Raw genomic sequence first — 12,147 nt, 5'->3', positions numbered from 1 at the left:
CCCCTTTTTTTGTGCCCCGCGTTGGAGGGGGCGCCGCGGATGCCGCGTTGAGCTTGAGTCTAGTCGAGCGTGACGGGAATGCCGGACAGCGCCTTGGCGGTGCGGATCGTCAGCGATGTCTTCACGCTGGCGACATTGGGGGCAGGGGTCAGGTGCGTGGTCAGGATTTCCTGGAAGCTCTTCAGGTCCGCCGCAACGATCTTTAGGATAAAGTCGATCTCGCCGTTGAGCATGTGGCATTCGCGAATCTCGGGAATGTCGGCGATGTGCGTTTCGAATGCGGCGAGGTCGTGCTCGGCCTGGCTGCGCAAACTGACCATCGCGAAGACGGTGATCGGGAAGCCAAGGCGCCCGGCGTCGAGATCGGCGTGATAGCCGCGGATCGCGCCCGCTTCTTCCAGCGCACGGACGCGGCGCAGGCACGGCGGCGCGGTCAGTCCGACCTGGTCTGCTAGGTCGACATTGGTCATCCGACCGTCAGCCTGCAGAAGCGACAGGATCTGACGATCGATCCGGTCAAAACTCATTACGTGTAACTCCCATGAAACGCGTCAAACACGGCGATCGACCCTCCATAGCGATAAGATTGTTGCGGCGAAACGCAATTGTCCCACATCGCCACGGCATAACCATGCACGCCAATTCTGTTGTTCCTTCCAAGGCCGCGCCGGGGTATGACACCTTGATGACGCAGGCGGTGCAGCGTCCATTCGGGGAACTCCGTGCGCTTCGACGACAGCCTGAAGACCGTGCTATCTGCCGACATGGCCACGGATTTCGGTGCTCAATCGGCTTGGCGTCAGATGGTCGACCTGATCGGACGCGGGCGTAGCCCGGCCGATGCTGAGTCGCTGGAACGGTTGGAGGCGCTGCGCAAGCTCGTCCCCGACACGGTTCGCGCGGCAAGCGCGCGCGCGCTGGCGTTCGCGAAGCCCGACGTCGCACTGGTAGAGTTTTTTGCCGAAGACACCTTGGCGATCGCCGCCCCGGTGTTGCGGACCGCGATGCTGCCTGCGGATGACTGGCTTGCTCTGCTGCCTCAGCTGACCCCGGCGGGCCGATCCGTTCTGCGGCATCGGAAAGATCTGCCCGAGCCCGTCTGCCGCGGTCTTGAGAGTTTCGGATCGACCGATTTCGTCCTCGCGCATCATCCGGCGCCGTCCGAGGCTGCTCCCGCGAGCAACCCCGGTGCAGAGGTGCAGCTTTCTGTCGATGACGTGGTGCCCGCCCCTGCCGTCGAGGCTCCAGCGGAATCACCGTCGTGTACGACCATGCCGCGCACCGCGTCGCCCTTTGTCACGCTCGGCGCGCTTACGCGCGGTCTGCCAGTCGTGGCCGAAGCGCTGCGTCACGCGGCGGTACCGGCGACCGACGCCGCGCCCGAGCCCGTCGCGAAGCCCGAGCGGTTCGAGATTTCCGATCTCGTCAAACGAATCGACGCGTTCAATCGCGATCGGATCGTGCCTGACGCGACGGACTTTGCCGCGGAGGTTGCAGACAGCTTCCGCTACGAAACCGATCCGACGGGCGTGATCCGCTGGGTCGACGGCGTGTCGCGCACGGCGCTGATCGGCGCCTCGCTGGCCTATGCCGCCGTTCAAGGTGAGGTTCAGATCGACGGAGTCGCGGCAGGCGCCTACCGGCGGCGCTCCGCCTTCGACGCGGCGCGGCTCCAGATCGGCGGTTTGTCTAGCGCCGCCGGTGCATGGCGTATTTCGGGTGTCCCGGCCTTCGATCCCGCATCGGGGCGGTTTACCGGGTTTCGCGGCACCGCCCGCCGGCCGCGGCGCGATGAGGTTGCGTCGCTCGGTGAGCCGTTGGCCGCGCCCAAGTCGCCGGTTTCCGATTCGTTGCGGCAACTGGTGCACGAGTTGCGCACGCCGACCAATGCGATTGCGGGCTTCGCCGAACTGATCGAGACCGAATTGCTCGGCCCGGTCCCTGCAACCTATCGCGAACGGGCGGCGATGATCCGGAGCCAGGCGTCCGAACTGCTGGCCGCGATCGAGGATCTGGATACCGCGGCACGGATCGAAGGCGATGCGCTGGAGCTGCGCCCGACGATCGTGCCCGTCCTGCCGTTGCTCGACGGCGTGGTGCGTGACCTCGCGCCGCTGGCAGCGTTGCGCGGCGCCCAGGTCGTCATCGATCCGTCGGCGGCCCATTGCGACATCGCCGGTGACGACCTTGCGGTCGAACGGCTGGTGGGGCGCCTGCTGGCGACCCTCGTATCGGCTTGCAGCGCGGACGAGATGCTGATGGTCGCGGTCCTGTGCTGCGGCGATACGGTGGCGCTGCGCTTCGATCGGCCTCGCGCGATGGCGGTGCACGACACGAACATCCTGCTGAGCATCGACAACGACCGCGGTCACGAGCGCGATGGCGCCCCGTTGCTGGGTACCGGATTTGCGCTGCGGCTGGCGCAGAATTTTGCGGTCGAACTGGGTGGGCACATGGCGTTCGAGTCCGAACACATCATCCTCACGCTACCTGCCGTCGCGGCCGAACGGATGGAGCGCGTTCTCGACCGGTTTCGGTGAACGGCGCGCGGTACAGGCTGGCTTCACCGCCGGAGCCCATCGTCTGGCGGCCGGGTTTTGGCCCGCGCTACACGCTGTTCGTCGATGTCGAGGAGCAGTTCGACTGGAACGCGCCATTCGAGCGTACGCGACATTCGACGAGTGCGATGGCGGCATTCCCCGAGGCGCATGCACGTTTCCGTGAGCAGGGCGTCGCGCTGACCTGTCTGGTCGACTATCCGATCGTCGATGACCCCGCCGCCGTCGAGATCCTGCGCGACGTCGTTGCCGATGGCCGGTCGGAGATCGGCGCGCAGTTGCACCCCTGGGTCAACCCGCCCTTTGGTGAGCCGCTGACCCCGGCGATGAGCTTTGCGGGCAATCTTCCCGAGGGCCTCGAAGCCGCGAAGCTCCGCTCTCTCACGAATGCGATCGCCACGGCGTTCGGTCGACGCCCGCGCGCGTATCGCGCCGGTCGCTACGGGGTTGGCCCGGACACGGTCGCGACGCTCACGGCGCTCGGCTATCGCCTCGATAGCTCGGTCCGGCCCGGCTATGACTATTCAGCCGAGGGCGGGCCCGACTTTTCGTCGAGCGACCCGCGTCCCTGCCGCCGGGGCGCGCTTCTCAGCGTGCCGTTGTCGACGCTGTATGTCGGTGCGCTGCGTGGTGGCGGCGCGGGACTGTACCGCGCGCTGGGGCGAGTGCCCTATGCGCGCGGTGTCGCGTCGCGACTGGGGCTGTTGTCGCGGGTCGCGTTGACGCCGGAGGACATGCCGATCGGCGTCGCGCTGGAGGCGGTGACGATCGCGGTGGGCGAGGGGGTCGAACTGCTCAACTTCGCGTTCCATTCGCCGTCGCTCGTCCCCGGCAATACGCCCTATGTTCGCGACGCCGCCGATCTGCGCACGTTCCATGCCTGGTGGTCGGCGATGCTGACCCGGCTCGACCGGCTGGGCGTGCGCAATGCGTCGCTCGACGACATTCTGGAGAATGCCCTGTGACGACCCACCCTTCGCGCTGTGGCTGGGCGGGGCATGATCCGCTGATGTGCGCCTATCACGACACCGACTGGGGCGTTCCCGAACGCGACGGACGCGCGCTCTGGGAGAAGCTGATGCTCGACGGTTTCCAGGCGGGACTTGCCTGGATCACCGTGTTGCGCAAGCGCGAGGCGTTTCGCGCCGCCTTTGCCGGGTTCGACCCGGAACAGGTCGCGCGCTTCGACGAGGCGGACATCGCCCGGCTGATGGGGAACGCCGGCATCATCCGGTCGCGGGCCAAGATCGAGTCGACGATCGGCGGCGCGCGTGCGGTCCTCGCGATGCGCGAGGCGGGTCTGGATTTCGCGACCTATTGCTGGTCGTTTACCGATGGCGCGGTATTGCTCGGCGACGGTGCCAAGCTGGTGACGCAATCGCCGCTATCGGCCCAAATCGCGGCCGATCTCAAGAGTCGCGGGTTCAAGTTCGTCGGTCCGACGATCGTCTATGCCTGGATGCAGGCGGTCGGGATCGTCAATGATCACGAAACCAAGTGCTTCCGACGCGCGGAGCTCGGCGGCTAGGACGCGACAGGTCGGCGCGGTCAGAACGCGCGACGGTGCTTTCCGCCATAGCGACGGCCGATATAGTCGCCGATGTGCGCGACCTCTATCGCCGCTTCGCGCACTGCGCCGTTCTGGCAAGGCATCGGGTCGCTGGCCGGTTCGGCGGCGCGGCGCTGGACCGTGGCGCAAAGCTCCTCGATGTCGGCGCGCGACAGGATGTTCTTCTCGCGCAACAGGCAGATCAGGCTTTGCAGGATGACGAGGTTCTTGTCCTCGGGATCGGCTTCGAGCCGTAGCGGCGTCGTCACTGTCTCTCTCCTTATGTTTATCCAGTGATGATATGCTCATGAGGTTCAGGCGCAAGGATTGATTTTCGCTGTGTTGCAAAGGCTTGCCGGTAACGGGTGACGCATCGCCCAACGCACCCTATCTGGTGGGGATGTACAAACCGAAAGCCGGTCTTCCGACCCGCCAGCAGATCCTGGACTTCATCGCGTCGTCGGACGTCCCCGCGGGTAAACGCGAGATCGCCAAGGGCTTCGGCCTGAGTGCGCAGGACAAGATCGGACTGAAGGCGTTGCTGAAGGACATGGCGGACGAGGGGCTGATCGACAGCGCCCCCGGCCGCGCGTTTCACAAGATGGGCGGCGTGCCGAAGGTCACCGTGCTGCGGATCGCCGACGTCGACGATGCCGGCAATGTCTGGGCGGTCCCCGAGCGCTGGGAGGCCGAGGGCGTGCCACCGCCGCGGCTGCGCGTGCGCGAACGCAAGCGCGGTGCGCTGGGGGTCGGCGCGCGCATCCTCGCGCGGACCGAGGAGGCCGGCAATGGCTGGACCGCGCATCCGATGAAGGTGCTCGCGCCCGCGTCCGAACAGGTGCTGGGCGTGCTGCGCGAGGAGGCGGGGCGGTTGTGGCTGACCGGCGTCGACAAGCGCGAGCGGCGTGAGTTCGCGGTCGCCGATGCCGGCGGCGCCGCGCCGGGCGATCTGGTGCTGGCCGAACTGGCGGGCAAGCCGCCGCGGATCGCCGCGCGGGTCGTCAACAAGCTGGGCGACCCGTTCGCCGCGCGCAGTTTCTCGCTGATCGCGATCCACAAGCACGGCATCCCCGACGTCTTCGCGGTTGAGGCGATCGACGAGGCGAAGCGTGTCGCACAGCTCCCGCTCGGCGACGACCGCGAGGATCTGCGCCACCTGCCGATCGTCGCGATCGACCCGGAGGATGCGCGCGATCATGACGACGCGGTCTGGGCGCAGGCGGACCAGGATCCGGCCAATGCCGGCGGCTGGAAGGCGATCGTCGCGATCGCCGATGTCAGCTTCTACGTGCGGCCGAAGTCGGAAATCGACCGCGAGGCGCGACGTCGTGGCAATTCGGTCTATTTCCCCGACCGCGTCGTGCCGATGCTGCCCGAGATCCTGTCGGCGGACGTCTGTTCGCTGAAGGAGGGCGAGGATCGCGCCGCGCTCGCCTGTCACCTCGTGATCGGTCGTGACGGGACGCTCAAGTCGTGGCGTTTCACCCGCGCGGTGGTGCGGATCGCGGCGAACTTGGCTTATGAGGAGGCGCAGGCCGCGATCGACGGTACGCTGGCGCTCGACATGACGGAGACGGTGCTGAAGCCCCTCTGGGGATGCTGGGCGTCGCTGGCGAAGGCCCGCGATGCGCGCGCGCCGCTCGACCTCGACCTGCCCGAGCGGCGGGTGGTGCTCGACGAGAAGGGCCGAATCATGTCGGTTGCGCCGCGCGAGCGGCTCGATGCGCACCGGCTGATTGAGGATTACATGATCGCGGCGAACGTCGCCGCGGCCAAGGCGCTCGAGGGCAAGAAGGCGCCGGTCTTGTACCGCGACCATGAGCCGCCGAGCCGCGAGAAGCTGGCAGCGCTGAAGGATTATCTCGAGACATTCGGGGTGCCGTTCGCGCTGGGGCAGGTCATCCGTCCAGCGACGTTCAACCATGTGCTTGAGCGGATCGGTGACGCCGACTTCCGGCCGCAGGTAATGGAGCAGGTGCTGCGCACGCAGACCCAGGCCTATTACAGCCCCGCCAATCACGGGCATTTCGGGCTGGGGCTCGGCAGCTACGCCCACTTCACCTCGCCGATCCGCCGTTATGCCGATCTGATCGTGCATCGATCGCTCGTCGCGGCCTATGGCCTGGGGGCAGGCGGTCTGCCTGCCGAGGATGCAGCCGGGATGGAGGCGATCGGCGAGACGATCAGCCGGCTCGAACGCCGCGCGATGGAGGCGGAGCGCGACACGATCGACCGCTATGTCGCCTCGTTCCTCTCCGAACGCGTCGGCCAGATCATGGAAGTGCGGATCACCGGCGTCACCAATTTCGGATTCTTCGCGACTGTCGAGGGAATCGGCGGCGACGGGCTGATGCCGGTGCGCGACCTTGGCGGCGAATATTTCCGTTTCGACGAGGCGGCGCGGACGCTGGTCGGCGAAGACAGCGGCGACGTTTATGCGCAGGGGCAGATGCTCGACCTGAAGCTCGCCGAGGCGAACCCGGTATCGGGCGCGCTGCGCTTCGAGATGCCCGAGGGGAAGGGGGCCGCGGGACCGGCACGCGCGCGCAAGCCGGGCCGCGAGATCAAGCGGCGCGGGCGTCCGGCGAACATCCGGCACCAGGGAAAGCGACGCTGATTGTGATCCCCGTTGCCACGGATGTCGCGGAAGCTTTGGCATAAGCCCGGCGAGGTGCTAACGGCGCGCGCATGACGACCGAATTGTCCCGCATCCGCAACTTCTCCATCATCGCGCATATCGACCATGGCAAGTCGACGCTCGCCGATCGACTGATCCAGCAAACCGGCGGCCTCACCGCGCGCGAAATGTCCGAGCAGGTGCTCGACAACATGGACATCGAGAAGGAACGTGGGATCACGATCAAGGCGCAGACCGTGCGCCTGGCTTACCGCGCGAAGGACGGCGAGGATTACGTCCTCAACCTGATGGACACGCCGGGCCATGTCGACTTCGCCTATGAGGTGAGCCGCAGCCTCGCCGCCTGCGAGGGCGCGCTGCTGGTCGTCGACGCGGCGCAGGGCGTCGAGGCGCAGACGCTCGCCAACGTCTATCAGTCGATCGAACATGATCACGAGATCGTGCCGGTCATCAACAAGATCGATCTTCCCGCCGCCGAACCCGAGAAGGTCCGCAAGGAAATCGAGGACGTGATCGGCATCGACGCGTCCGGCGCGGTGCTCGCATCGGCCAAGTCGGGGATCGGCATCGAGGACATCCTCGAGGCGATCGTCACGAAGATCCCGCCGCCCAAGGGCGATCCGGAGGCACCGCTGAAGGCCATGCTGGTCGACAGCTGGTATGACCCGTATCTCGGCGTCGTCATCCTCGTCCGCGTGATCGACGGCGTTCTGAAGAAGGGCCAGCAGATCAAGTTCATGCAGACCGGGACGATGCATCTGGTCGACCGCGTCGGCTGTTTCCGCCCCAAGATCGAGCAGCTGACCGAGCTTGGCACGGGCGAGATGGGCTTCATCACCGCGCAGATCAAAGAGGTCGCGCAGACCCGCGTCGGCGACACGATCACTGATGCGAAGCGGCCTGCGCTCGAGGCGCTGGCGGGCTTCAAGGAAGTCCAGCCGGTGGTGTTCTGCGGCATGTTCCCGGTCGATGCGGCTGAGTTCGAGAAGCTGCGCGAAAGCATCAGCAAGCTGCGCCTCAACGATGCGAGCTTCTCGTTCGAGATGGAGACGTCGGCGGCCTTGGGTTTTGGCTTCCGCTGCGGGTTCCTGGGCCTGCTCCATCTGGAGATCATCCAGGAGCGCCTGACGCGTGAGTATGACCTCGACCTCATCACCACCGCGCCGTCGGTGGTGTACGAGATCGAGCTGACCCACCCCGATCCGGCGGGCACGACGCATATCGAGCTGCACAACCCCGCCGACATGCCCGAGCCGAACAAGATCGCGACGATCAGCGAGCCGTGGATCGAGGCCACGATCTACGTCCCCGACGAATATCTCGGCAGCGTGCTCAAGCTGTGCCAGGATCGCCGCGGCATCCAGAAGAACCTGACCTATGTCGGCGGCCGCGCGCAGGCGACCTACGAACTGCCGCTCAACGAGGTCGTGTTCGATTTCTACGACCGGCTAAAGTCGATGTCGAAGGGCTATGCGAGCTTCGACTATCACCAGATCGGCTACCGCGAGGGCGACCTCGTCAAGATGGGCATCCTGGTCAACGAGGAACCGGTCGACGCGCTGAGCATGATCGTCCACCGCGGCACCGCCGAAGTGCGCGGCCGCGGGATGGTCGAGCGGCTGAAGGACCTGATCCCGCGTCACCTGTTCAAGATCCCGATCCAGGCAGCGATCGGCGGCAAGGTGATCGCACGCGAGACGATCAGCGCGATGCGCAAGGACGTGACCGCCAAATGCTATGGCGGCGACGCGAGCCGCAAGAAGAAGCTTCTGGAAAAGCAGAAGAAGGGTAAGCTGAAGATGCGCGAATATGGGTCGGTCAGTATCCCGCAGGAGGCATTCATCGCTGCGCTGCGGATGGGCGACGACTCCTGATCGGATGTTCTCTTTCAGGCTGACGTGACGGATTTGTCATCGTCCCGATCGTTCGCGGGCATGAATGGTGGTGCATGGCCCGCGATCCTGGGGTCGGATAGCGTTGGTCATGGCACTGCATCCTGTTTTCTACGACGCTAGCGGTCGGCGTCGTCGTCGTTTCGCACTGGGTGTCATCGCGTTCGTCGCGCTCGTCTTATTGTCGGTCGCGGTGTTCGCCGTGTCGATCGGCGCGGTCCCGTCGGCACCGTTGCTGCCGTTCGAGCCCGAGCATCCCGGCCTCCACCGTCTTCCGGCACCGCATAGCGGCGTGATCGGCCGGGCGCAGCGCAGCATCGATTATTACGGCAAGGCGCTGTTCGGTGGCCCCACCGCGGGCGCCGGCAAGGCGGGTGCGAAGGGGGGCGTCGGACAGGCACCGCGCGCGACCAATCCGCGGCTGGCCATCGCCTTCCACGTGCCCTGGGACGAATCGAGCGTGGCGAGCCTTACCCGGCATGTCGAACAACTCGACTGGGTCATTCCCGGCTGGGTGTCGGTGACCGGGGCCGACCACCGGATCACTATGTTCCGCGATGTCGCGGGCCGCGCGGTGCTCAATCGCGCGATCCACCGCCCGGTGATCCTGCCCATGGTTCAGAACGCCAAGGATGGCGACTGGGACGGCGCGGGCAGCGCCGCGCTGTTTGCGGATGCGAGCGCCCGGCGCGCCTTTCTCGATCGGCTGGTCCCGTTCCTCGCGGCGAACCATGCAGGCGGCGCCTTCTTCGATTTCGAGAGCCTGCCCGCGGGGGCGCAGGCGAACTACCGCCTGTTCCTTGCCGAGGCGAAGGCGCGGTTCGCACCGCGCGGCTGGGTCGTCGCGATCGCGGCGCCGGTCGGGAATGCCGACTGGAACATGCATGCCTATGCGCGCGTGACCGACAAGATCTTCCTGATGGCCTATGACGAGCACGAGACGAGCGGCCCCGCCGGGCCAATCGCATCGCAGCGCTGGTTCGCGCGGTCGGTCGCGAATGCCGCGCGCGGCGTCGCCCCCTCAAAGCTGGTCGTCGCGTTCGGATCCTACGCCTATGACTGGCATGACCGTGGCGGCGATGCGCTGGGCGTCGAGGAGGCGTGGCAGGCGGCGGCCGATTCGGGCACCGTCCCGACGTTCGACAAGGGCAGCGGCACCAGCAGCTTCGCCTATGCCGATGGCGGGACCCGGCATCAGGTCTGGCTGCTCGATGCGGCCAGCGCGTACAACGAACTGGCTTTTCTTAAAAAAGCGGGGGTGCAAAGCTTCGCGCTGTGGCGGCTTGGGTCGGAGGATCCGGCGCTCTGGTCGATCTTCGGGCGCAACCATCGCCGATTGCCCGATCCGCGCGCGATCAATACGACCCCGGCCGGGACGAATGTCGATATCGAGGGCAATGGCGAGATCCTGAAGATCGGGTCGACGCCGGTGTCCGGGCTGCGTGATACGGTCGCGGCTGCCGACGGAACGATCGCGGACGTCCGCTTCACGCGCATGCCCTCGCCCTACGTCGTCCAGCGGACGGGCTACAGCCCGCGGGCGCTTGCGCTCACCTTCGACGATGGGCCGGACTCCGAATGGACGCCGCAGATCCTGGATATCCTCAAGCGCAAGCACGTGCCGGCGACATTCTTCGTGGTGGGCGAGAATGCGCTGACGCAGCGGAGCCTGCTCGAACGCATGGTGGCCGAAGGGCATGAGGTCGGCAGCCACACCTATACACACCCCAATCTGGCGACCGTATCGGGGCGGCAGGTCGGGTTCGAGCTCAACACGACGCAGCGGCTGTTCCAGGCGTTCACCGGGCGATCGCTCCGCCTGTTCCGCGCACCCTATTTCGGCGATGCCGAGCCGAGCACCGCGGACGAGATCAAGCCCGCACTAGAAGCGCAGCAGCGCGGCTATGTATCGGTCGGCCTGCACGTCGATCCCGACGACTGGAAGCGTCCGGGCACCGCGGCGATCATCGACCGCACGATCGCACAGGTCGTGGAAGGATCGCCCGAACGCAGCGCCAACATCATCCTGCTGCACGATGCGGGTGGCAACCGTGCGCAGACCGTCGCGGCGCTGCCGGTGATCATCGATCGATTGCAGGCGATGGGCTATCACTTCGTGCCCGTCTCGGCGCTGGCCGGGCTGACGCGCGATGCGGCGATGCCGGTGATATCGTCGAGCGACCGGGTCGCGGCGGTCGCGGATCTTGCGCTGTTCAGCACGCTGGGTGGGCTGGTAATCGGACTGCGCTGGATCTTCGGGATCGCGATCACCATCGGCATCCTTCGTGCGCTCGCGCTGTCGGCACTGGCGCTGATCCAGGCACGGCGCGAATTGCGGACGGTGTTCCCGGCAATCGATCCGGCCCGATTCGTGACGGTGATGATCCCGGCGTTCAACGAGGAACGCGTCATCGTCCGCGCGGTCGAGGGCGTGCTGGCGTCGACCGATGTCGTGGTGGAGGTGATCGTGATCGACGACGGGTCGAGCGATGATACGAGCCAGGCCGTCGCCAGCGCCTTTGCCGGCGACGCGCGGGTGCGGCTCATGACTCTGGCGAACGGCGGCAAGGCGCGGGCGCTGAACCGCGGGCTGGCCGCGGCGCGCGGTGACATCGTCATCGCACTCGACGCCGACACGCAGTTCGAGCCGCTGACGATCGCACGGCTGGCGCGGTGGTTCGACGACCCGGCGCTGGGGGCGGTCGCGGGCAATGCGAAGGTCGGTAACCGGGTCAATCTGATCACCCGCTGGCAGGCGCTCGAATATATCACCGCGCAGAATCTCGAGCGTCGCGCGCTCGCGCGGCTGAACGCGATGACCGTCGTGCCGGGCGCGGTCGGCGCGTGGCGACTGGCAGCAATTCGCGCGGTCGGCGGCTATCCCGACGATACGCTGGCCGAGGATCAGGATCTGACGATCGCGATCCAGCGCGCGGGGTGGACGGTCCAGTATGACCAGTTCGCGATCGCCTGGACCGAAGCGCCCGAGACGCTGCGCGCGCTCGCCAAGCAGCGGTTCCGCTGGGCGTTCGGGACGCTCCAGTGCCTGTGGAAGCACCGGTCCGCGATCGGCCGCAGCCAGCCGTGCGGGCTTGGCTGGGTCGGGCTGCCCCAGGCGATCGTGTTCCAGATCCTGCTGGCGGCGATCTCACCGATCATCGACCTCGCGCTGCTCGTCAGTGTCGCGACGACCTATGTCGCGGTGTCGGCGCATGGCTGGGCACAGAGCAGCCACGACCTGCAGACCATGCTGACCTATTGGCTGGTCTTCACCGCGATCGACCTGCTCGCGGCGACGATCGCGTTCGCACTCGAGCGACGCGAGCGGTGGAGGCTGCTCTGGCTGCTGATTCCGCAGCGGATCGGCTATCGCCAGGTCATGTACTATGTCGTGCTCAAGGCGCTCGCCCAGGCTTTGCGGGGGCCGATGGTCGGCTGGGGCAAGCTGGCCCGGACGGGGCGCGTGACGGCGCCCTCCGGGGCAGAATGAACCCGACGTCGGTTGTGGCG

At 66.7% G+C, this 12,147-nt stretch carries 8 protein-coding genes; 6 read left to right on the top strand and 2 right to left on the bottom strand.

What is annotated here, in order from left to right:
* Positions 1 to 59 precede the first annotated feature (59 nt).
* On the bottom strand, positions 60 to 527 hold the full coding sequence (locus IFS44_RS02770) for an Lrp/AsnC family transcriptional regulator (protein ID WP_031393257.1): 468 nt from the start codon (positions 525 to 527) through the stop codon (positions 60 to 62).
* A gap of 195 nt (positions 528 to 722) precedes the next feature.
* On the opposite strand from IFS44_RS02770, the gene IFS44_RS02765 reads away from it, so the two are divergent.
* The 3 genes from IFS44_RS02765 to IFS44_RS02755 are packed head-to-tail and all read left to right on the top strand — an operon-like array spanning position 723 to position 4,086.
* On the top strand, positions 723 to 2,540 hold the full coding sequence (locus IFS44_RS02765) for a histidine kinase dimerization/phospho-acceptor domain-containing protein (RefSeq protein WP_342366311.1): 1,818 nt from the start codon (positions 723 to 725) through the stop codon (positions 2,538 to 2,540).
* Entirely contained in the window at positions 2,537 to 3,523 is a 987-nt protein-coding gene (locus tag IFS44_RS02760) for a polysaccharide deacetylase family protein (RefSeq protein WP_192097397.1), read from the top strand. The genes IFS44_RS02765 and IFS44_RS02760 overlap by 4 nt, the downstream gene beginning before the upstream one ends.
* Positions 3,520 to 4,086 (top strand): DNA-3-methyladenine glycosylase I, encoded by a 567-nt coding sequence (locus tag IFS44_RS02755; protein WP_192097396.1) that lies wholly within the window; start codon positions 3,520 to 3,522, stop codon positions 4,084 to 4,086. Before IFS44_RS02760 ends, IFS44_RS02755 begins: the two co-directional genes overlap by 4 nt.
* A gap of 20 nt (positions 4,087 to 4,106) precedes the next feature.
* Here the strand turns inward: IFS44_RS02755 and IFS44_RS02750 are convergent, their stop codons facing one another.
* Positions 4,107 to 4,376: a hypothetical protein gene (locus tag IFS44_RS02750; protein WP_031439915.1), complete on the bottom strand. Its 270-nt coding sequence runs from the start codon at positions 4,374 to 4,376 to the stop codon at positions 4,107 to 4,109.
* Positions 4,377 to 4,507: 131 nt separating this feature from the next.
* On the opposite strand from IFS44_RS02750, the gene IFS44_RS02745 reads away from it, so the two are divergent.
* From IFS44_RS02745 to IFS44_RS02735, 3 genes are all read left to right on the top strand, one after another.
* A complete protein-coding gene (locus IFS44_RS02745; protein WP_192097395.1) occupies positions 4,508 to 6,724 on the top strand; it encodes a ribonuclease R family protein in 2,217 nt (738 codons plus the stop codon).
* Between the two features lie 71 nt (positions 6,725 to 6,795).
* Positions 6,796 to 8,619: a translation elongation factor 4 gene (gene lepA / locus IFS44_RS02740; protein ID WP_031395119.1), complete on the top strand. Its 1,824-nt coding sequence runs from the start codon at positions 6,796 to 6,798 to the stop codon at positions 8,617 to 8,619.
* Positions 8,620 to 8,728: 109 nt separating this feature from the next.
* Positions 8,729 to 12,127 (top strand): polysaccharide deacetylase family protein, encoded by a 3,399-nt coding sequence (locus IFS44_RS02735; RefSeq protein ID WP_192097394.1) that lies wholly within the window; start codon positions 8,729 to 8,731, stop codon positions 12,125 to 12,127.
* Positions 12,128 to 12,147 lie beyond the last annotated feature (20 nt).

The sequence above is a fragment of the Sphingomonas sp. CFBP 13706 genome, from assembly GCF_014842355.1.
GTDB lineage: Bacteria > Pseudomonadota > Alphaproteobacteria > Sphingomonadales > Sphingomonadaceae > Sphingomonas > Sphingomonas aerolata.
The sequence above is the reverse complement of the archived record's forward strand: the minus strand, read 5'-3'. Positions and strand labels throughout refer to the sequence as shown.

What these genes read in the sequence shown, in the direction of transcription:
- IFS44_RS02770 (WP_031393257.1), bottom strand. Translation starts at nt 527, where the DNA reads ATGAGTTTTGACCGGATCGATCGTCAGATCCTGTCGCTTCTGCAGGCT.
- IFS44_RS02745 (WP_192097395.1), top strand. Translation starts at nt 4,508, where the DNA reads ATGTACAAACCGAAAGCCGGTCTTCCGACCCGCCAGCAGATCCTGGAC.
- lepA (WP_031395119.1), top strand. Translation starts at nt 6,796, where the DNA reads ATGACGACCGAATTGTCCCGCATCCGCAACTTCTCCATCATCGCGCAT.
- IFS44_RS02735 (WP_192097394.1), top strand. Translation starts at nt 8,729, where the DNA reads ATGGCACTGCATCCTGTTTTCTACGACGCTAGCGGTCGGCGTCGTCGT.